Origin of the sequence: Jiangella endophytica, assembly GCF_003427025.1 — a bacterium.
Lineage (GTDB): Bacteria > Actinomycetota > Actinomycetes > Jiangellales > Jiangellaceae > Jiangella > Jiangella endophytica.
On the sequence record NZ_QVAI01000021.1, the window covers coordinates 58,422 to 78,806 of the forward strand.

At 72.2% G+C, this 20,385-nt stretch carries 17 protein-coding genes; 9 read left to right on the plus strand and 8 right to left on the minus strand.

Annotated features, from left to right (window positions below; all coding sequences use genetic code 11):
- Positions 1–47 precede the first annotated feature (47 nt).
- Positions 48–809 carry a class E sortase gene (locus tag DZA62_RS30170; protein WP_157987999.1) on the minus strand — a complete coding sequence of 254 codons (762 nt, stop codon included), beginning with the start codon at positions 807–809 and terminating at the stop codon, positions 48–50.
- 135 nt (positions 810–944) lie between these two features.
- On the opposite strand from DZA62_RS30170, the gene DZA62_RS30175 reads away from it, so the two are divergent.
- The 7 genes from DZA62_RS30175 (at position 945) to rdgB (ending at position 7,507) form a co-directional block, all read left to right on the plus strand.
- The gene (locus DZA62_RS30175) at positions 945–2,732 is read left to right on the plus strand and encodes a hybrid sensor histidine kinase/response regulator transcription factor (protein WP_198664359.1); all 1,788 of its coding nucleotides are present in this window, start codon (positions 945–947) and stop codon (positions 2,730–2,732) included.
- A 91-nt stretch (positions 2,733–2,823) separates the two neighbouring features.
- Positions 2,824–3,684, plus strand: coding sequence for a class II fructose-bisphosphate aldolase (locus DZA62_RS30180; protein ID WP_116952671.1), 861 nt, complete (start codon positions 2,824–2,826; stop codon positions 3,682–3,684).
- 4 nt (positions 3,685–3,688) lie between these two features.
- Complete coding sequence (locus DZA62_RS30185; protein WP_116952672.1) at positions 3,689–4,462, plus strand: HAD-IA family hydrolase; 774 nt, start codon at positions 3,689–3,691, stop codon at positions 4,460–4,462.
- Positions 4,463–5,146, plus strand: coding sequence for a dihydroxyacetone kinase subunit DhaL (gene dhaL / locus DZA62_RS30190; protein ID WP_116952673.1), 684 nt, complete (start codon positions 4,463–4,465; stop codon positions 5,144–5,146).
- Positions 5,143–6,138, plus strand: a complete 996-nt coding sequence (gene dhaK / locus DZA62_RS30195) for a dihydroxyacetone kinase subunit DhaK (RefSeq protein ID WP_116952674.1) — start codon at positions 5,143–5,145, stop codon at positions 6,136–6,138. Before dhaL ends, dhaK begins: the two co-directional genes overlap by 4 nt.
- Positions 6,139–6,185: 47 nt before the next feature.
- A complete protein-coding gene (rph, locus tag DZA62_RS30200; protein WP_116952675.1) occupies positions 6,186–6,908 on the plus strand; it encodes a ribonuclease PH in 723 nt (240 codons plus the stop codon).
- A gap of 2 nt (positions 6,909–6,910) precedes the next feature.
- Positions 6,911–7,507: an RdgB/HAM1 family non-canonical purine NTP pyrophosphatase gene (rdgB, locus tag DZA62_RS30205; RefSeq protein ID WP_116952676.1), complete on the plus strand. Its 597-nt coding sequence runs from the start codon at positions 6,911–6,913 to the stop codon at positions 7,505–7,507.
- A gap of 787 nt (positions 7,508–8,294) precedes the next feature.
- Here rdgB and DZA62_RS36020 read toward each other — a convergent pair.
- The gene (locus tag DZA62_RS36020; RefSeq protein ID WP_157988001.1) at positions 8,295–8,510 is read right to left on the minus strand and encodes a hypothetical protein; all 216 of its coding nucleotides are present in this window, start codon (positions 8,508–8,510) and stop codon (positions 8,295–8,297) included.
- Between the two features lie 472 nt (positions 8,511–8,982).
- Here DZA62_RS36020 and DZA62_RS30215 point away from each other — a divergent pair, with 472 nt between their 5' ends.
- A complete protein-coding gene (locus DZA62_RS30215) occupies positions 8,983–10,602 on the plus strand; it encodes a molybdopterin-dependent oxidoreductase (RefSeq protein WP_116952677.1) in 1,620 nt (539 codons plus the stop codon).
- Between the two features lie 46 nt (positions 10,603–10,648).
- On the opposite strand, the gene DZA62_RS30220 is transcribed toward DZA62_RS30215, so the two are convergent.
- The 6 genes from DZA62_RS30220 to arfA are packed head-to-tail and all read right to left on the minus strand — an operon-like array spanning position 10,649 to position 18,667.
- Positions 10,649–11,665 (minus strand): glycoside hydrolase family 43 protein, encoded by a 1,017-nt coding sequence (locus DZA62_RS30220; RefSeq protein WP_116952678.1) that lies wholly within the window; start codon positions 11,663–11,665, stop codon positions 10,649–10,651.
- Complete coding sequence (locus DZA62_RS30225; RefSeq protein ID WP_116952679.1) at positions 11,662–13,947, minus strand: family 43 glycosylhydrolase; 2,286 nt, start codon at positions 13,945–13,947, stop codon at positions 11,662–11,664. Before DZA62_RS30225 ends, DZA62_RS30220 begins: the two co-directional genes overlap by 4 nt.
- On the minus strand, positions 13,944–14,840 hold the full coding sequence (locus tag DZA62_RS30230) for a carbohydrate ABC transporter permease (protein ID WP_198664361.1): 897 nt from the start codon (positions 14,838–14,840) through the stop codon (positions 13,944–13,946). Before DZA62_RS30230 ends, DZA62_RS30225 begins: the two co-directional genes overlap by 4 nt.
- On the minus strand, positions 14,837–15,787 hold the full coding sequence (locus DZA62_RS30235; RefSeq protein WP_198664362.1) for a carbohydrate ABC transporter permease: 951 nt from the start codon (positions 15,785–15,787) through the stop codon (positions 14,837–14,839). Before DZA62_RS30235 ends, DZA62_RS30230 begins: the two co-directional genes overlap by 4 nt.
- A 4-nt stretch (positions 15,788–15,791) precedes the next feature.
- On the minus strand, positions 15,792–17,129 hold the full coding sequence (locus DZA62_RS30240; RefSeq protein WP_198664363.1) for an ABC transporter substrate-binding protein: 1,338 nt from the start codon (positions 17,127–17,129) through the stop codon (positions 15,792–15,794).
- 26 nt (positions 17,130–17,155) lie between these two features.
- On the minus strand, positions 17,156–18,667 hold the full coding sequence (arfA, locus tag DZA62_RS30245; protein WP_198664364.1) for an arabinosylfuranosidase ArfA: 1,512 nt from the start codon (positions 18,665–18,667) through the stop codon (positions 17,156–17,158).
- 412 nt (positions 18,668–19,079) lie between these two features.
- Between arfA and DZA62_RS30250 the strand changes: the two genes are divergently transcribed.
- Positions 19,080–20,105 (plus strand): LacI family DNA-binding transcriptional regulator, encoded by a 1,026-nt coding sequence (locus tag DZA62_RS30250; RefSeq protein ID WP_116952680.1) that lies wholly within the window; start codon positions 19,080–19,082, stop codon positions 20,103–20,105.
- The last annotated feature ends 280 nt before the right edge of the window (positions 20,106–20,385 follow it).

Here is a 20,385-nt window from a genome sequence, read left to right on the forward strand (position 1 = left end):
CCGCGGGTGGCCAACAGGTTTTCGCGACACCCCCCGGGGGACGACCGTCACTCCTGATCGCGTGGTCGTTCGTCGACGAGCACGCCGGTCGCGTACATCCGCTTCTCCGACCCCCACCGCGGCCAGCACGTCGTCAGCGTCAGCCGCGCCTCGTCCGGCTCGGTCTCGGCCGGCTCGCCGGGCACCGGGTCGACCACCCACAGCTCGGTCGCCTCGATGACGTTGCCGTCGGCGTCGCCGTCGGGCGCGTCGTCCAGCTCGTACCGGAACACGCCGTCGATCGTCTCGATCTCGACGACGTCGCCCTCGCGCAGCTCGGCGAACCGGGCGAACGGCTCGCCGTGCCCGGACCGGTGCGCGGCGACGGCGAAGTTGCCCAGCTGCCCGGGATCGACGCTGTCGACGTAGTGGCCGGGCCCGTCCTTGAGGTCCTCCGGGTCGGTGCCCTCGATGACGATGCGCTCCCAGTCGTCGCCGAAGCGCGGGATGCGCAGGATCCCGTAGGCGTCTCCGAGCTCGAGCGGTTCCGGTTCCGGCTCGGGCTCGGCCTCCTCGTCGTCGGTCTCGGTGTCCGCCGGCGCGCCGGAACGGGTGAGCAGGTGCTGCTGGAACTGGTCGCGCAGGTCGTCCTGGGCGGCCGCGGTCTGCAGGCCGGTGCCCCAGAACGTGTAGACGACGAACAGCAGCACCAGCGCGCCGGCGGTGAACAACAGCTCGCCGGCCAGCCCGGCGGCCGCGAACAGCGTGCGGCGGCCGGGGACCCCGGTCCGGGGTGCCCGGCGATGCCTCGGTGCCGCCCTGCGCTGCACGGTCCCGAACGTATCCGGGACACCGGCGGGCACGCAGGCGATTCGGTCGATCGGCGGCCCCTGGAACCCCGTCGAGCCAGGTCGTGGCGGGTACGATGCCAGAGCGAGAGCTTCCCACACCGCCGTGGAGGTGCCGTGGGCCGACGCCGTCAGGACACCGACCGCACGGCTGAGGCACGCGCCGACGCGCTGGCGTCGGTGGTCGAGGATCTGGCCGGGAAGTTCTCCCTCCGCCCGCTGCTCGACCGCATCCTGCGCCGCTCCGTCGAGCTGCTCGGCTGCGACGCCGGGTCCATCTGCAGCGTCGACGAGACCGCGGGCGTCTACCGGAAAGAGGCCGACTTCGGCATCGCCTGCCAGTCCGGCCGGAGCTTCCCGCTCTCCGAGGGCATGACCGGCGCCGTCGTCGCCGCCAGGACGCCGGTGATCTTCGCCGAGTACTCGCAGGTCCCCGGCGGACACGTCGGAGCGGCCGACCGCGCCACCCTGCACGGGGTGATCGGGGTGCCGATCGCCTGGCGGGGCAGCGTCATCGGCACCTGCATCGTGTTCAGCCGCGACCCGGCGCGCATCTTCACCGACGACGACGCGCGGCTGCTGGAGCTGTTCGCGAAGCACGCCGCCATCGCGATCGTCAACGCGCGCATGCACGAGCAGCTGGAGGAGCGCACCCGCGCCGAGGCCACCGCCGCTGAACGGGAGCGGCTGGTCAGAGAGGTGCACGACAGCGTCGCGCAGGGGCTGGCCGCCGTGCTCGTCCACCTGGAGGGCGTGGCGGCGACCGGTCCGGACGGCGCTGAGCTGGCGGCCGCGCGCGAGGCGGCCCGCGGCGCGCTGGCGGAGTCGCGGCGCACGGCGCTGGGGCTGCCGCCGTCGCTGCTGGAGGGCCACTCGCTGGAGGAGGCCATCGGTGTCGAGATCGCGTGGGCCCGCGCCACCGGCAACCTCGACGCGAAGCTGGTCGTCGCGGGACAGCCGGCGCCGCTGACGCCGGAGGTGGCGCACCAGGCGTTCCGCATCGTCCAGGAGGCGCTGACGAACATCGTCCAGCACGCGGCGGCGTCGTCGGCGCGGGTGGGGGTCGTGTACGGACCGGACGAGCTGGTCCTGATGGTCCAGGACGACGGCCGCGGCTTCGACCGCAACAGCGAGTCCGGCAACGGGTTCGGGCTGCGCGGCATCGTCGCCCGGGCGCGAACTCACGGCGGCAGTGTCGACGTCGAGTCGACGCCGGGCTGGGGGACGCAGATCCGCGCGAGCCTGCCGTACCAGCCGCCGGAGTCAGGCGACCCGGCCGGGAGCGCCGCCCACCGGTTGCGCGTCCTCGTCGTCGACGACCAGGCGGTCACCCGGGCCGGGCTGGCCCGGTTGCTCGCCGCCGCCGAGCCGGGCGTGCAGGTCGTCGCCGAGATCGACACCGCGCCCGCGCTGCTCGACGCGTACCGGCTGCTGCGCCCGGACGTCGTGCTGGTCGACGCCTACCTGGGCGGTCACGACGGCGTCGAGTGCACGCGGCAGTTGGTCGCCGAGGACCCGGGCGCGGCGGTCGTACTGCTGGGCGCCCGCTCCGGCGACCCGCTGGTCGGGCAGGCGCTGCGGGCCGGCGCCCGCGGCTGCGTCGGACCGGACGCCGACGGTCCGGAGCTGGCCCGTGCCGTGCTCGCGGCGGCGCATGGCGGCATCACGCTGTCGGCGAGCGTCAGCGACGCCCTGCCCCGGCCGCCCGCTCCGGCGGCCGACGGCGCCGCGCTCACCGTCCGCGAGCGTGAGGTCCGCGACCTGCTCGAACGTGGGCTGCGCGACAAGCAGATCGCCGGGCGGCTGAGCATCTCGGTCAAGACCGTCGAGAAGCACGTCGGCGCCGTCCTGCGCAAGACCGGCGCCAGCAGCCGCACCGAGGTCGCAGCCCGAGCGGCAAGGTAGGGAAACCCCGCACACAGACGGGGAGGTTCCCCGAGGCGCCCGCTCCCGGCCCGGGCCTAGCGTCGACGGCAGGACGGAAGGGGGTGGGCCGGTGCCGGTGGTGCCGACGCGGGAGATCCTGGACCGAGCCTTCGCCGAACGCTACGGCGTCGCGGCCATCAACATCGTCAACGACCTCAGCCTGGAGGCGGTGCTCGCGGCGGCCGTCGAGGTGCGGGCGCCGGTGATCGTCCAGACCTCGGTGAAGACGGTGAAGTCGATCGGGCTGGACCTGCTCTACGCGATGTGGCGGGAGACGACCGCCGGCATCGAGGTCCCCGTCGCCCTGCACCTCGACCACTGCCCGGAGCGCGAGGTCATCAGCGACTGCCTGCGCAAGGGCTGGAACAGCGTGCTCTTCGACGCCTCCGCGCTGCCGGTGGAGGAGAACCAGCGGCAGACGGTCGAGGTCGTCGCCGAGGCGCACGCCGTCGGCGCGCACGTCGAGGGCGAGATCGAGTCGATCACCGGCGTCGAGGACGGCATCGGGTCGGACGAAGAGGCGGAACGGCAGTCGCTGGAGACGGCGCTGACGTTCATCCGCACGACCGGCGTCGACGTCTTCGCACCCGCCATCGGCAACGCGCACGGCCGCTACAAGGCCGAGCCGAAGCTGGACGCCCAGCGGGTCAGCGACATCGTCGCGGCCGAGCCGATCCCGATCGCCCTGCACGGCGGCACCGGCATGACCGACGTCCAGTTCGCCGACCTCATCGCCCGCGGCTGCGCGAAGGTCAACATCTCGACCGCGCTCAAGGTGACGTACATGCGCTCGAACCTGGAGTTCCTCAACGCCGCCGAGGCGCGCGACAGCTGGGACCCGCCGTCGCTGTTCAAGGCCGTCCGCGCCGACGTGCTGGACCTGGCGGCCGGTTTCATGCGCACGTTCGGCAGCGCCGGGAAGGCGTGGTGACGGCGTGCCGGCGCTGGTCTTCGACTGCGACGGCGTGCTCGCCGACACCGAGCGTTACGGCCACCTGCCCGCGTTCAACCAGACGTTCGCCGAGTTCGGCCTGCCGGTGCGGTGGAGCGAGGACGAGTACGCGCGGAAGCTGCTGATCGGCGGGGGCAAGGAGCGCATGGCCAGCCTGCTGACGCCGGAGTTCGTCGCGGCGAACGGGCTGCCGGCCGACCCGGACGGGCAGCGCGAGGTGCTCGCGCGCTGGCATCGGCGCAAGACGGAGATCTACACGGCGATGGTCGCGGACGGCCGGCTGCCCGGCCGCCCCGGTGTCAGACGGCTGGTGGACGACGCCCACCACGCGGGCTGGGCGCTCGCCGTCGCGTCGACGTCCGCCGAGCCGTCCGTGCGCGCCGTCCTGGAACACGTCGTCGGCACCGGGCGGGCCGCGGACTTCACCGTCCTGGCCGGCGACGTCGTGCCGCGCAAGAAGCCCGCGCCGGACATCTACCAGCTCGCGCTGGACCGGCTGGGCGCCGAGCCGGACGCCGTCGTCGTCGTCGAGGACAGCCGCAACGGGCTGCTCGCGGCCGCGGGCGCCGGGCTGCCCTGCCTGGTCACGGTCAACGGCTACACCGAGCACGAGGAGTTCTCCGAGGCCGCGCTGGTGGTCAGCAGCCTGGGCGACCCGGACGGCGAGCACACGACCGTGCTGGCCAATCGTTCCGCGGCCCGGCCCGGCGGCTGGATCACGATCGACGACGTGGCCGCGCTGCTGAAGGAGGCATAGATGGACCCGAGCTTCACGGCCGTCGAGTACGTCGTCCACACGATCGCCCAGACCGCCGTCGACAACGAGACGTACTTCGGCGATCTCGACGCCGTCGTCGGCGACGGCGACTTCGGCTACTCGATGGCCCGCGGCTTCGAGATCGTGCTGGCCGACTGGGACACCATCGACCGCACCGACGTCGGCACCTTCCTCAAGAAGGTGGCGATCACCATCACCGGCCGCATCGGCGGCACCTCCGGCCCGATCTGGGGGACGGCGTTCCTCCGCGCCGGGTCGACGGCCGGAGACAGGACCGCCGTCACCGCGGCCGACGCGCTCGCGATGCTGCGCGCGGCGATCGAGGGGATCAAGACCCGCGGTCAGTCCGACATCGGTGACAAGACGCTGCTGGACGCGCTGGTCCCGGCCGTCGACCGGCTGGACGCCGAACTGGCGGCCGGCGCGGACGCGCAGACCGCTCTCGACGCGGCGGCGGCGACGGCGCGCGAGCGGGCCGAGGCGACCCGCGAGCTGATCGCGAAACGAGGCCGAGCTGCGTACACGGGGGAACGCAGCATCGGCACGCTCGACGCGGGCGCCGTCGCCGTCGCCGTGATGGCCGAACGAGTCGCCGGGGGATGGGCGGACCACGCCACGTCTCCCGCCACAACCCCGCCCACCACGCCGGAGGAGGCGCCGTGAAGAAGTTCGTCAACGACCCGAAGCGGTTCGTGCCGGAGATGCTCCAGGGCATCGCGCTGGCCAACCCGGACACGCTGCGCTACGTGCCCGACTACAACCTGATCATGCGCGCCGACGCGCCCAGCGACGACAAGGTCTCGATCATCCAGGGCTCCGGGTCCGGGCACGAGCCGGCGCACGTCATGGTGGTCGGGAAGGGCATGCTCGACGCCGCCTGTCCCGGCGACGTGTTCTCCGCGCCGCCGATGGACTACGTCCTCGAGACCAGCAAGCTGCTGAACACGCCGAAGGGCGTGCTGCACCTGATCAACAACTACACCGGCGACCGCATGGCGTTCGACATGGGCCGCGAGCTGGCCGAGGCTGAGGGCGTCACGATCAAGACCGTCGTGGTCGACGACGACGTCGCGGTGAAGGACTCGACGTACACCGTCGGGCGGCGCGGCGTGGCCGGCAACTTCTTCGTCATCAAGGCGGTCGGTGCGGCGTCGGAGCAGGGCGCGGAGCTGGACGAGCTGGTACGCATCGGCGACAAGGTCAACTCCGTCACCCGGACCATGGGTATGGCGCTGACGTCGTGCACGCCGCCGGCCAAGGGCTCGCCGCTGTTCGACCTCGGCGACGACGAGATGGAGATGGGCGTCGGCATCCACGGTGAGCCGGGCCGCCGCCGGGAGAAGCTGGCCGACGCGAACGCGATCGTCGACGAGCTGCTCGAGGCGGTCGTCACCGACCTGCCGTACGAGCGCGGCGACAACGTGGCGCTGATGATCAACGGGCTGGGCGGCACGCCGGTCAGCGAGCTGTACCTGCTCTACGGGCGGGCGCACCAGCAGCTGGCGGACCGCGGCATCAACGTCGGGCGCAACTACGTCGGCGAGTACTGCACGTCGCTGGACATGGCCGGCGTCTCGATCACGCTGGTGAAGCTGGACGACGAGCTGGTGTCGCTGTTCTCGGCGCCGGCGGAGATCGCGATCCGGACGTTCTGAGCGGGGGTCGGCGCTGCGGCCGCCGCCGAGGCGATAGCTTGGGCGGCATGACCCGTATCGACGGCCGCAGCGCCGATCAGCTCCGCACCGTCCGGCTCACCCGGGGCTGGCTCGACCACGCCGAGGGCTCGGTGCTCGTCGAGTTCGGCAAGACCCGCGTGCTCTGCGCCGCGTCGGTCACCGAGGGCGTGCCGCGCTGGCGCAAGGGCTCGGGCCTGGGCTGGGTGACGGCCGAGTACGCCATGCTGCCGCGGTCGACGAACACCCGCTCCGACCGCGAGTCGGTGAAGGGCCGCATCGGCGGGCGCACGCACGAGATCTCCCGGCTCATCGGCCGGTCGCTGCGCGGCATCATCGACACCAAGGCCCTCGGCGAGAACACTCTGGTCATCGACTGCGACGTGCTCCAGGCCGACGGCGGCACCCGCACCGCGGCCATCACCGGCGCCTACCTCGCGCTGCACGACGCCGTCGAGTGGATGCGCAAGGAGAAGCTGCTGGCCACCGAGAAGGTGCTGACCGACTCCGTGTCGGCCATCTCCGTGGGCGTCGTCGACGGCGAGCCGCTGCTCGACCTCTGCTACGAAGAGGACGTCCGCGCCGAGACCGACATGAACGTCGTCATGACCGGCGACGGCCGGTTCATCGAGGTGCAGGGCACGGCCGAGGGCGCGCCGTTCGACCGCCAGGAGCTCGACTCCCTGCTCGCGCTGGCCGGCGCCGGCTGCAAGGAGCTGACCGACCTGCAGCACGCGGCCCTGGTCGGGTGAGCATGCCCAAGGTCGTCCTCGCCACTCGCAACACGCACAAGGTCCCGGAGATCTCCCGCATCCTGGCGTCGGCCGGGGTGCCGGTCTCGCTGGTGGCGGTCTCGGAGTTCCCCGGCGTCGACGACGTCGAGGAGACCGGCCTGACGTTCGCCGAGAACGCGCTGCTCAAGGCCCACGCCGTCGCCGGCGCGACCGGGCTGCCCGCGCTGGCGGACGACTCCGGGCTCTCGGTGGTGGCGCTGGGCGGCATGCCCGGTGTGTTCTCCGCGCGCTGGGCCGGCGTCCACGGCGACGACGGCGCGAACCTGCGGCTGGTGCTGGCGCAGCTCTCGACCGTGCCCGACTCGCATCGGCACGCGGCCTTCATCTGCGTCGCGGCGCTGGCGCTGCCCGACGGCAGCGCATGGACCTCGGAAGGGCGCGTCGACGGCGTCGTCGTGCGGGAGCCGCGAGGGAGCAACGGGTTCGGGTACGACCCGATCTTCGTGGCCGACGGGTCCACGCGGACGACGGCGGAGCTGGAGCCGGCGGAGAAGGACGCCATCTCGCACCGGGGCAAGGCCTTCCGCGGCATCGCAACGCGCCTCGCCACGCTGTGACCCGGCGGCTGCGGCCGGCCGTGGCGTTTCGCTGATGCGGGACGGTGAGCGGGTCGATCTGCGGCGGGCGGCTTGGTATCCGGAGTGAGCCTGCCGGGGTTCGCCGGTTGGCCGGGGTTGGCCGGGGTTCGCCGGTTGGCCGGGGTTCGCGGGTTCGCCGGTTGGCCGGGGTTCGCGGGTTCGCCGGGTTCGGTTCCGTTGGCGGGGTGACCCCGTCCCCCTGCTGTTCCTTGTTTGGGCCGCGTCATCGTTTGAGCCGTGGGTGCGCGCCTCAAGTCCGCGGCCTCTGCTGGGTGCTGTGTGTGGTGGTCGGGGGCCTTGGACGTGACCCGCGTACCCGCGGCCCAAGTGCTGGCAGCTATCCGGGGGGACGGGGGGAGTCTGGCGACGGGTGGGGCGTCGGGGTGGACGCTTTGGGTGCGTTGGTCGGGGCGTCGGGCGTGCCGGTGGGGCGTCGGCGGTGCGTTCGTGAGTCGTTGATGGGGCGTCTGCCGGGTTGGTGGGATCGGTGGGGTTGCCGGCCGGGCGGGGTTGGTGGTGCCTGTGAGGCTGGTGGGGTCTGTAAGGTTAGTGGGTTCGGTGGGGTGGTGTGGGTGTCCAGGGGGTGAGATTTTCCGGCGATCTGGGGGCCATGCCCAGGCGTGTGTTCGCTCTGCGAGGCGTGCATGCCTCGCAGAGCGGGATGACGCCTGGTGAGGTCGCGGATCGTTGATGATCATCGCCGCACGCGATCCGGCGAGGCGGGGCGTCTGGGGGCCCCGTCTCGCCGGATCGGTGGCTGGTCGGCTCAGTAGTTCGTGATCTCCAGCGCGATGCGGTTGATCTGGGTGTGGCCGTAGGCGACGGACGTGCGGAAGTAGAGGTAGCCGCGGCCGCCGTCGGTGAACAGGTCGAAGTTCGACCCGGGGCCGGTGCCGCCGTCCCAGTCGAAGACGGACGGGTAGCCGCTGATCCGGTCGGGCGGGGGTCTGTGAGGGCTGGTGGGGTGGTGTGGGGTGTCCACGGGGTGAGATATCCCGGCGATCCGGGAGCCATGCCCAGGCGTGTGTTCGCTCTGCGAGGCGTGCATGCCTGGTGGTGCGGGATGACGCCTGGTGAGGTAGCGGATCGTTGATGATCATCGCCGCCCACACTCCGATATACGGGGCGAAGCGGGAGCGAGGTGGGTGTGTGGCGGGTGAGGCGGGGAGTGAGGCGTGCCCAGATCCTCCCCGTCCCCCTGATAGCTGCCCGTTCTTGGCCGCGGGCGTGCGGGTCAAGCGGTCGTCGTCGGCGCGAAGCGCCCGTCAGTCCGCTTGAGGCGCACGGTCGCGGCAAGAGAATGGGCGGCAGGGGGACGGGGAGCCCCAGCCACCTGACGATCCAGCCCACTGACGACCCCGGCCCACTGAAGCCCCCGGCCCACTGACGCCCCGGCCAACCGGCGAAACGGGCCGACGTGGGCGAAGAGCACCGTCCGGGAGGATGATCGGAGGGTGACCGACCCCGCGTCCGACCCCGCGCCCGACCGAGCGCCCGACCGAGCGCCCGACCGAGCGCCCGACCCGGCGACCGATGCCGAGACGGCGCGGCCGTGGTGGCCGCCGGCGCTGGCCGGTGTGGTGGCGCTGGGTCTCGGGCTGGCGGTCGCGGAGGTCGTGGCCGGTGCTCTGGGGAGGGCCGAGACGCCGGTGGTGGCGGTCGGCGAGGTGTTCATCGACCACACGCCCGGCTGGCTGAAGGATTTCGCCATCCAGACGTTCGGCACCCACGACAAGACCGCCCTGCTCGTGGGCATGGGCGTGGTGCTGGTGGTGCTGGGCGCGCTGATCGGCCTGCTCACCGCTCGGAGTAAAGGCCTCGGGCTGCTGGCGGCGACCGTGGTGCTGGTGGTCGCCGGGCTGGCGGTCAACGCGCGGCCGGACACCACGATGGCCGACCTCATCCCGACCCTCGCCGGGGGCCTGGTGGCGCTGCCGACGCTGAGCTGGCTGGTCGGGAAGGCGGCACCGCCCGCACCCGCGGGGCCGGTGCTGCCGGCGAGGCCCGCGCCGACCCGGCGCTCGTTCCTGACCGTCGCCGGCATCACGGCCGGCCTCGCGGTCGTCGGCGCGGGGCTCGGCCAGGTGCTCGGCGCGCGCCGGGCCGGCGTCGAGACGTCCCGCGACGATCTCGCGGCCAGCCTCGACCTGCCCCAGGCGACCCCGCCGCGCGGCGTCGACCTCTCCGTCTCCGGGGAGGATCCGTGGCGCACCCCCAACCAGCACTTCTACCGCATCGACACCGCGCTGTCCGAGCCACTGGTCCGGGCCGAGGACTGGACGCTGCGGGTGCACGGCATGGTCGAGACCGAGGTCGAGCTCGACTACGGCGAGCTCGTCGCGATGGGCCTGGAGAACCGGTGGCTGACGTTGAACTGCGTCTCGAACGAGGTCGGCGGCCACCTCATCGGCAACGCGCTGTGGACCGGCGTGCCGATCGCCGACGTCCTCGCGCTCGCGAAGCCCAGGGCCGACGCCGACGCCGTCCGGTCCCGCTCACAGGACGGCTGGACCGCCGGCACCCCGCTCGACGTCCTCACCGACGGGCGCGACGCACTGCTGGCGGTCGGCATGAACGGCGACCCGCTGCCGCTGGCGCACGGCTTCCCGGTGCGGATGATCGTGCCCGGCCTGTACGGCTACGTCAGCGCGACCAAATGGGTCGTCGAGCTGGAGGTGACCCGGTTCGACGACTTCGAGGCCTACTGGACGACGCGCGGCTGGGCCGAGAAGGGCCCGGTCAAGGTGGCCTCGCGCATCGACGTGCCGAAGGGCCACGCGCACGTCGACGCCGGCACCGTCGCCGTGGCCGGGGTCGCCTGGGCGCAGCACCGCGGCATCCAGGGTGTCGAGGTGCGGGTCGACGACGGCGACTGGAACGCCGCGCGGCTGGCCGCCGTCCCCAGCGCCGACACCTGGCGGCAGTGGGTGTGGGAGTGGGACGCGCAGCCGGGCGACCACCGGCTGCAGGTCCGCGCCACCACCGCTGACGGCGAGGTGCAGACGTCCGAGCAGGCGCCGCCGGTCCCCGACGGCGCCTCCGGCTGGCACACCATCGACGTCACCGTCGGCTGATCATGGCGCTCTTTCTGCTGCTCTGGCCGCACGAAGAGCGCCATGATCATGGGACTTCGCCGCGCGGACCATCGAGCACGGGCACCCCGTCGCGCCACAGGACCTCGGTGAGCCACATCGTCCGGCCGGGCAGCGCGGAGCCGACGGAGTCCGGCGGCCAGGCGTGGTGCACCATCCACGTGCGGCCGTCCTTCTCGATCAGCACGCAGTGCCCCGGCCCGGCAGCGTCGTCCGACGACACCAGGATCGGCTCCGACGACGGCTTCGCGCACGGCCCGAGGGGGCCCTCGCAGATCGCGTAGCCGACGGCGTACTCGGCGCGGTCGAACGCGTTGGCCGAGTAGAACAGGTAGTACGTGCCGTCGCGCAGCCAGAGGAACGGCGCCTCGACCAGGTGGCCCTCCCACGGCTGGTCCTGCTTCATCAGCTGGACGGGCGCACCCACCAGCGAGAGCCCGTCCTCGGACAACGGCTGGGCGTAGATCCAGGTGTCGGCACCGACGGCGTTGCCGTCGTTCTTCCACAGCAGGTACCGGGTGCCGTCGGCGTCGGTGAACGGGCTGGCGTCGATCGAGCCGCCCTCGTCGGCCTGGCAGATCAGCGGCTCCGCGGAGTCGTCGACGAACGGTCCGGCCGGCGACGACGCGACCGCCCGCCCGACGCACTGCCGGCCGGACTCCGTGCCCAGCGCGGTGTAGTAGAGGACGTAGCGGTCCGGGGCGTGGACGGCGATCTCCGGCGCCCAGGTGCGACCTCCGGTGACCCACGGCGCCAGCACCGGCATCGCGTCGCCGGCCGGCTCCCACGACACCAGGTCCGGCGACGTCAGCGCGGGCACGTTGCCCAGCCGCGAGTTCGTCGCGTAGGCGTAGTAGCCGTCGTCGGCCTCGATGACAGCCGGGTCGGGGAAGTCGCGGTCGTACACCGGGTTCGTGAAGCCCACGGGCTGCTCCTCCTGAGCTGGCTCGGTGACGGGGTCGGGGCCGGGGCCGGAGTCGGGTTCGGCGGTGCCGCAGGCGGCCAGGACGACGAGTGCCGTCCCGGCCGCCACGAGCAGTCTCATCGAACCTCGGACAGGCGGAACCAGTCGAACGTCGCGACGGTCGCGGGCGTGGCGCCGCCGCCGGCGTAGAGGCCGATCTGCGGCGACGTGTCCGCCGGCAACGTCCACGTCGCGCCCCACCGCCAGGTCTCGCCGTCGCGCGACGAGGCGGAGCGGTACCGGTGCTCGCCGGTCTCCGGGTCGGTGGTGTGGGCGATCCGCAGCCACATCGTCTCGGCCACCGGCCCGCCGAGGTGGGCGCCCCACCGCAGCGTGCCGTTCTCGTTCAGCTCCTTGCCGAACTCGACCTGCCGGGTGCCCCAGATCGCGACGTCGCCGAGCCGCAGCAGGTTGTCGTCGTCGACCCGGACGATCAGGCCGGCCTGCTGGTAGTTGCGGATCGTGCCGGAGCCGAGATCGAGGTGCAGCTTGGTCTCGGCGATCCAGTCGCCCTCCGGCGGCGTGCGCAGCAGCAGCGGACCGGTGTTGCCCGTGCCGACGACGTCGACGGAGGCCAGCGGCCAGGTCAGCGCGCCGTCGCCCGCGGTCACGGTCGACGACGGCCGCACCCAGCTCCAGCCGTCGCCGAGAGCCGGGTCGTCGAAGTCCTCGGTGAAGACGGCGTCCCCGGCCCGCGGCTCGTCGACCCGCTCGGTGACCGGCCGGTGCGCCGCGACGACGGTGAGGTTGTCGACCTGCGCGGGCCCGCCGGACGCGGCCAGCGTGACGGGACGCGGCTTGGCCACGCCGCGGGGCAGATCGACGGCGACCTCGGCGTCGGCGTCGCCGAGCCGGCTCTCCGCCAGCCGCGCGACGACGCGCCCGTCGCGCAGCTCGACCGACAGCGCCGTCCACTCGTCGCCGTCGTAGCGCGACGGCAGCGGCGCGGTGCCGGTCTCCGCCCGGCGGCCCAGCGTCGACGTGACGGTGAGCGTCCGCTCCTCGGCGTCGACGGTCACCGTGACGCCGTTGCGCCCCGACTGCGCGACCCCGACCGAGACCTGGCCGGAGACCCGTACGTCGGCCTCGACCCGCAGGTCCCGGGGCGCGTTCCGCGCGGTTCGCGCCTCGGCGCCGTCGGACAGGTCCGCGAGGTCGCCGCCGTCGCCGGACGGGTCCGTGCCGGCCGTCCAGCTGCCGCGCACCGCCGTCAGCGCGTTGTTCGCGGCCGGCGCCGACGCGTCGATGCCCAGCTCGCTCGCCGTCACCGGCGCCGGCTGCGGCGTGTCCGACGGTCCCGCCCCCGCCCGCGCGACCGGCCAGCCGTCGATCCAGTCCAGCCGGTCGACCAGCGTCGGCCGCTCGTTGATCCCGCCGGGCGCGTCCAGCCAGGCGTCGTCGCGATCGATCGCGTGGTAGACGATGTGGTCCTGCCCGGACACGTCGGTGACGATCGTGTGGTGGCCGACGCCGATCCAGCGGTTGCCGTTCTGCGCCAGCACCTGGGTGCCGCCGACCCGCGAGTCCAGCATCGAGACGCCCTCGTGGTCGACGAACGGGCCGAGCGGGCTTTGCGACCGGCCCGCGTAGACGCTGTAGCCGGTGACCGGCCCGGCGCAGCAGTTCGCCGACGACGCCGTCAGGTAGTACCAGCCGTCCCGCTCGACCACGAACGAGCCCTCGTACCGGTCGCCGACCGTGACCTGTGTCGGCGACCCGACGGCGCGCAGCCCGGACTCGTCCAGCTCGGTCACCCACAGGCCGCCGTGGTAGCCGCCGAAGTACAGGTAGCGCTTGCCGTCCGACGCCGACAGCAGCGCCGGGTCGATGGTGTTGAAGTAGTTGCCGCCGCCGGCCGGACGCGGCGCGACCACCGCCCCGCCGGAGTCGGTCCACGGACCGGCCGGGGTCGGCGCCGTCGCGGCGCCGATCGCGTAGTTCCACTGGCCGGGCTCGGCGATCGTGTCGGTGACGGTGTAGTACATGACGTACTGCCCGTCGACGTAGCGGATGTCCGGCGCCCAGTAGAACGAGGTGCTCGTCGTCCAGGCCGGCCGGTCGGCGTCGTCGAACACCGTCCCGAGGTACTCCCAGTCGACGAAGTCGCGGGACCGGGCGATGTGCATGAGCCCGAACTCGCTCGGCGCCTCGGTCAGCGGATCGCTGGTCGCGTACAGGTACCACCAGCCGTCCTTGCCGCGCAGCACGGCCGGGTCGGCGTAGGTGTCGGAGAACTCACTCGAGATCGGGTTCTGCGTGACGGGCTCGGCGGCCGGTTCGGCGGTGGCGAGCGGGGCCGCGGCGGGCAACGCCAGCACGACGGCGGCGATGCCGGCGAGGAACCTACGACGCACGGGGATCATCCCTTCAGTCCGCTGCGCGACACGCCTTCGATGACGTATCGCTGCGTGAACAGGAACAGGATCAGGACGGGAACGCTGGCGACGAACGCGCCGGCCATGATGACCGGGTAGTCCGTGGTGTACGCGCCCTGCAGCAGCCGCAGCCCGGCCGGCAGCGTGAGCCGCTCCGGGCTGAACAGGACGTAGATCGGCCAGACGAAGTCGTTCCAGTTCGACAGGAACGACAGCACCGCCAGCGTGGCCAGCGCCGGCTTGGAGTTCGGCAGGACGATGCGGGTGAAGATCTGCCACTGGTTGGCGCCGTCGATCAGCGCCGCCTCCTCCAGCTCACCGGGCAGCATCGCGAAGAACTGCCGGAGGAAGAACACCCCGAACGCGCCGGCGGCACCGGGCACGGCCAGCGCCCAGACGGTGTCCAGCCAGCCCAGCTGGTCGATGATCAGGTAGTTCGGGATCAGGAACACGAACCCCGGTACGAACAGTGTCGACACGATCACCACGAACAGCACGCCCCGGCCGCGGAAGTGCAGCCGGGCCAGCGCGTACGCCGCCGTCGACGCGACCGCGAGCACCAGCACCATGTGCAGGGTCGCCGCCAGCAGGCTGTTGAGGAACCAGCGCAGCACCGGGTAGGCGCCGTCCAGCCGCAGCAGCCCTTCGTAGGCGGAGAACGTCGGCGACGACGGCAGCAGCGTCGGCGGGACGGACGTCGCCTCCGGGTTGGTCTTGATCGACGTCAGGAACATCCAGACGATCGGCCCGACGAAGATGACCGTCAGCACCAGCAGGAACAGCCAGAACATGCCCTGCCTGAGGAGCGCGCCGGGCGCTCCGGCGCCGTGGCGTGGACCGGCCGAACGCGAGCCGGCCTCGGGACGTGTCAGGACCGTCATCGCGGCCTCCTCTCCCGCATGGCCAGCACCTGGACGATCGAGACGATGCCCAGGATCACCGCGAGCAGGTACGACATCGCCGCGGCGCTGCCCATCCGGAACCGCTCCAGGCCCTCGGCGAGCATGACGATGAGCGCGGTCCGGGTACTGTCGCCCGGCCCGCCGTTGGTCACCAGCAGCGCCTGGCCGAACATGTTCGCCGACGCCAGGATCGTGATCGTCACGACGAACAGGTGCACTGTGCGCAGGCCGGGCAGCGTCACGTTCCGGAACTGCTGCCAGACCGACGCGCCGTCGACCCGCGCCGCGTCGTACAGCTCGCCGGGGATGTCCTGCATGCCGGCCAGATAGATGATCGTGTTGAAGCCCAGCGTCCACCACACGGTCATCGCGACCAGGCTGATCCAGGCCCACGGCTGGGCGGTGATCCACGGCGTCGAGGTGCCGAACAGCCCGTTCACGATGCCGATGTTCGGGTCCAGCATGAAGCGGAACAGCAGGCCGATGACGGCGACGCCCAGCACGTACGGCATGAAGAAGATCGCCCGGAACACCGTGCGGCCGGGGAACTTCCGGTTCAGCAGGACCGCCAGCCCGAGCGGGATGGCCACGAGGAACGGCACGCTGGCGACGGTGAAGATCGCCGTGGCGCGCATGCCGTTCCAGAACATCTCGAACACGGCCGACGTCGAGTCGAACAGCGCGGCGTAGTTGTCCAGCCCGATGAACGGCCGGTTCGGGAGCATGAAGTCCCAGTCGTGCAGGCTCATCCAGATCCCCAGCGCCGCCGGGGCGAGGATGAACGTCGCGAAGATGACCAGGAACGGCGCCATGAACGCGTACGGCGTCCACGGCGCGTGCCGGCGGATGCGCGTGGGGGAGGACCGGGCACCGGGCCCGCGCGCGGCGTCGCCGCGCGCGGGTGCCGTGGTCGTGGGGGAGGCCACGGGACTACCCCTCGTACCGGTCGCGGTTCTCTTCCAGCTTCTTGGTGGCCCGCTCGGCCGCCTCCGAGAGCGCCACGGCCGGTTCCTTGGTCAGCAGCACGGCCTCGTTCAGCGCCTGGTCGAAGTCCTTGAACGCGTCGCTGATGCCCGGCACCGCGGGCGGGAAGTGCAGGTAGTCGACCTGCTGCGCGAGGGCGGCCTGCTCCGGCAGCGCCTCGAACTCGGCCGACTCGCGGACGGAGTTGCGGGCCGGCACCTGGCCGCCTTCAGCCCACGCGATGGACTGCTGGCTGACCCAGTTGATGAACACCCGCGACGCCGCCAGCTTGTCCTCGTTGGGCGTGCGCTGGCGCATGACGACGAAGTTGTGCGAGCCGGCCCAGGCCGCCTCGGTGCCGCCGATGTTCGGCAGCGGCGCGACGCCCCACTGCAGGTCCGGCACCTCCTTGAGGGAGTTGATGTGCCAGATGCCGTTCCAGTTGAACGCGGCCTGGCCGTTCTGCAGCGCGATCGCGTCGGCGTCCTGGCCGACGTCCGAAGGGCTCCAGCCGTTGTTGATGGCGTCGACCATCCAGGTCAGCGCCTGCACGCCGGGGTCCTCCGCCCAGGTGACCTCGGTGCCGTCGGCGTTGAACAGGTCGCCGCCGAACTGCCAGATCAGCGACTGCAGCGTCATGCTGCCGGTGAACGGGTGCGGCGACATCCAGTGGCCCTGGATCCCGGCCGCGGCCAGCGTCTCCAGCGCCGCCTCGTACGACGTCCGGTCGGTCGGCGGGTTCTCCGGGTCCAGCCCGGCCGACTCCAGGACCGTCTTGTTGTAGAAGTAGCCGAGCGGGTGCACGTCCAGCGGGATGCCGAAGCGCTGCCCGTCGTACTCGCCGGCGGTCCAGACGGCGTCGGCGAAGTCGCCGGCCTTCAGGTCCAGCGCCGAAGCGACGTCGTCGAGCGGAACGATGACGTTGCGGGCGGCGTTCGTCGGCAGCGAGTCGATGTGCATGATGCCGACGTCGGGGCCGTTGCCGGACTGCACCGCCGTCGGGACCTTCTGGTAGTAGTCGGCCCACTCCATCACCGTCATCTTCACGGCGATGTTCGGGTGCTCGGAGTTGAACGTGTCGACGAGCTCCTGCATGAACGGGCCGTCGCCGCCGGTGAAGCCGTTCCAGAACGCCAGCTCGACGTCCGGGCCCTCGTAGCCGCTGGCGCCGCCGTCCCCTTCGGCCGGTTCGGCGCCGGGGGACTGCGAGCCGCCGCCGCAGCCGCTGAGGATGACGCCGGCGCCGATCATGCCGGTCGCGGTGAGGAAACGCCGTCGGGTGAACGGGTTGGTTCGTGTGGTCACAGCTGCTCCTTCGCAGACGTGCCGGGTCAGTTCCCGAGCCGGATGAGGTGCCAGGACGACGGCGGCAGGGTCGCGGTGAGCGTCTGGTCGCCGTCGAGGACGGTGCCGTTGGCCGGACGCGGGACGACCCGGTCCGGGTGCTCGGCGGTGTTCGTGGCGGACGGGTCGGTCTCGGCGATGGCGAGGTGCTCCACCAGCCGCAGCCGCTCGCCGAAGGCGCGAAGCGGGACGGTGAGCCGGGCCGGCTCCGTGCGGTTCCGGTTCGCGGCCAGCAGCGTGAGCGCGCCGGTCTCCGGGTCCTGGACGGCGCTCACCCGGGTGGCGGGGACGTCGCCGTAGCGCTGCGTCGGCAGCTGCGCCGTCCGCACGGCCGTGCGCAGCACCGTCCCGCGGGCGTGCCGGGCGGTCAGCGCGAACGGATGGAAGATGGTCTGCCGCCAGGCCGGACCGCCCGCCTGCGTCATGATCGGCGCGATCACGTTGACCAGCTGGGCCTGGCAGGCGATCGAGACCCGGTCGCAGTGGTCCAGCAGCGCCATCAGCAGGTCGCCGACCACGACAGCGTCGGTGACGTCGTACACGTCCTCGATCAGCGGCGCGTTCTCGTTCCGCTCGAGCGTGTCCTGCCCGGAGAAACGGTGCTGGTACCAGACGTTCCACTCGTCGAAGGAGATCGTCAGCCGCTTGCCGCTGCGCCGGACGGCGCCGACGTGGTCCGCGGTGGCGGCGATCGCGGTGATCATCCGCCGCATCTCCTCCGACGAGGCGAGGAAGCTGTCGACGTCGCCGCCGACCGGTTCGAAGTACGCGTGCAGCGAGATGTGGTCGACCAGGTCGTAGGTGTGCTCCAGGACGGTCCGCTCCCAGCTGCCGAACGTCGGCATGCCGCTGTTGGAGCTGCCGCAGGCGACCAGCTCGAGGTCCGGGTCGGCGCGGCGCATCGCGCGAGCCGTCTCAGCGGCCAGCCGCCCGTACTCGTCGGCGGTCTTGTGCCCGATCTGCCACAGGCCGTCCATCTCGTTGCCCAGGCACCAGGTGGTGACGCCGTGCGCGTCCTTGTGCCCGTTGGCGACCCGCCGGTCGGCGGTGCTGGTGCTGCCGGGCGCGAAGTTGGTGTATTCGAGCAGGTCGACGGCGGCGTCCACACCCCGGGTGCCCAGGTTCACCGCCATGATCGGGTCGACTCCGACACCGCGGGCCCACCGGCAGAACTCGTCGGTGCCGACGGTGTTGGGCTCCAGCGAGCGCCAGGCGAGGTCGAGTCGACGCGGCCGGTCGGCGACCGGGCCGACCCCGTCCTCCCAGCGGTAGCCGGAGACGAAGTTACCGCCCGGGTAGCGGATCACGGTGACGCCCAGCTCGCGGACGAGGTCGGCGACGTCGCCGCGGAACCCGTGCTCGTCGGCGGTCGGGTGGTCGGGCTCGAAGATGCCGCCGTAGACGCACCGGCCCATGTGCTCGACGAACGACCCGTACAAGCGCGGGTCGACGGTGCCCACGGTGAATGCCGGATCCAGTCCGACCTCGACGTCGTACAAGAGTGCCTCCGTGACCTTCCTCGGTGACGCGGCGGTGCGAGAAATCCTGGCATCGGTCCTGCCTGCGTGACGTCCGGTGTCCCCGTTGCGACGTCCGGTCGCCTCGGTGACGCCCGCCGTCACGACGGTGGCCGCCGGTGACGCCCGCCGTCACGACGGTGGCCGCCGGTGACGCCCGCCGTCACGACCGGTCAGTCGCTCCGGCCCAGCCCTTCCGCACTGCCTCGCCGGCCTCCGCCGTCTTTTACAACGGATAACCGTGCGGACATTTTTACAACGGATAACCTGGAATGTGAAGAGTGTGGGGCGAGTTGGTCCGGTCCGCTCCGTCGGGCCGGAAAACCGTTCGGCCGGACGCCGGGCGGTGCCTACACTCGGTCAGGTCGTCCTGGGCAGCGAGAGGGGCAGGCAGGTGGGTACGCGGCTGAAGGACGTGGCGGACCTCGCCGGGGTGTCGTTCAAGACCGTCTCCAACGTGATCAACAATCACCCGAACGTCACCGAGAAGACCCGCGAGAAGGTGCTCAAGGCCATCGCGGAGCTGCGCTATCGGCCCAACGTGTCCGCGCGCAGCCTGCGGCACGGGCGGTCCGGGTTCCTCGCCATCGCGCTGCCGGAGCTGACCTCGCCGTATTTCGCCGCCCTGGCCTCCGAGCTGGGCGCGGTCGCCAAGCGGCAGAGCCTCACGGTGCTGATCGAGGAGACGTTCGGCGAGGCCGAGCGCGAGCGCATCGCGCTGGACTCCCTCGACACCCAGCTCATCGACGGCGTGGTGTTCAGCCCGATGGCCATGACCTCCGCCGACGTCGCCGCCCACCCGGGCTCGACGCCCATGGTGCTGCTCGGCGAACGCGGCCACCCGGCCGGCTTCGACCACATCGCCATCGACAACGTCCGTGCCGCGCACGAGGTCACCTCGCACCTCGTCGGCCTGGGGCGGCGGCACATCGCGGCCATCGGCGCGCAGCGGGCCGGCACCGGCGGTCTGCGCGCCCGTGGCTACCGCGCCGCCCTGCGCGACGCCGGGCTGCCGGTCGACCGGCAGCTGATCGTGTCCGACCTCGACTTCGGCCGCGCCAGCGGCGCCCAGGCCATGGCCGACCTGCTCGACAGCGGCCGCCCCGTCGACGCCGTCTTCTGCTTCAACGACCTCATGGCGCTGGGCGCGCTGCGGGTGCTGCACGAGCGCGGCCTGCGCGTCCCCGACGACGTCGCCGTGGCCGGCTTCGACGACGTCGAGGACGGCCGCTACTCCACGCCGTCGCTCACCACGGTCTCGCCCGACGTGCCGTTCCTCGCCGCCGAGGCGATCCGCCTGATCGTCCGCCGGCTGGCCGACCCCGAGGCCAAGGCCGAGCGCATCGACGTCCCGTTCACGCTGGAGATCCGCGAGAGCACGGCCGGCCCGGCCGCGTCAGGAGGGAGTTCTCCTCGCTAGAGCGGGCGAAAACTCCCTCCCGGCAGCCCGGTCAGCGGCCTCGATCTGCTCGTGGTGTCGCCGGCGACACCGGGAGGACCACCCAGCCGAGCGCGGCCGGCCGGGCCCGGCGGCGCTCGGTCTGTTCCGGCGCGTCGCCGAACCCGTGGAACGAGCGCGAATCGACCTCGAGGATCAACCGCCGCTCCGGCCGGCAGCCGTCCGGGACGATCCAGGCCGTCAGGAGGGAGTGTCACCTGCGTGAGCAAGGGAAACTCCCTCCTGACGCGAGCCGTTGGCT

What these genes read in the sequence shown, in the direction of transcription:
- DZA62_RS30220 (WP_116952678.1), bottom strand. Translation starts at nt 11,665, where the DNA reads ATGAGACTGCTCGTGGCGGCCGGGACGGCACTCGTCGTCCTGGCCGCC.
- rph (WP_116952675.1), top strand. Translation starts at nt 6,186, where the DNA reads ATGACCCGTATCGACGGCCGCAGCGCCGATCAGCTCCGCACCGTCCGG.
- DZA62_RS30225 (WP_116952679.1), bottom strand. Translation starts at nt 13,947, where the DNA reads ATGATCCCCGTGCGTCGTAGGTTCCTCGCCGGCATCGCCGCCGTCGTG.
- DZA62_RS30230 (WP_198664361.1), bottom strand. Translation starts at nt 14,840, where the DNA reads ATGACGGTCCTGACACGTCCCGAGGCCGGCTCGCGTTCGGCCGGTCCA.
- dhaL (WP_116952673.1), top strand. Translation starts at nt 4,463, where the DNA reads ATGGACCCGAGCTTCACGGCCGTCGAGTACGTCGTCCACACGATCGCC.
- rdgB (WP_116952676.1), top strand. Translation starts at nt 6,911, where the DNA reads ATGCCCAAGGTCGTCCTCGCCACTCGCAACACGCACAAGGTCCCGGAG.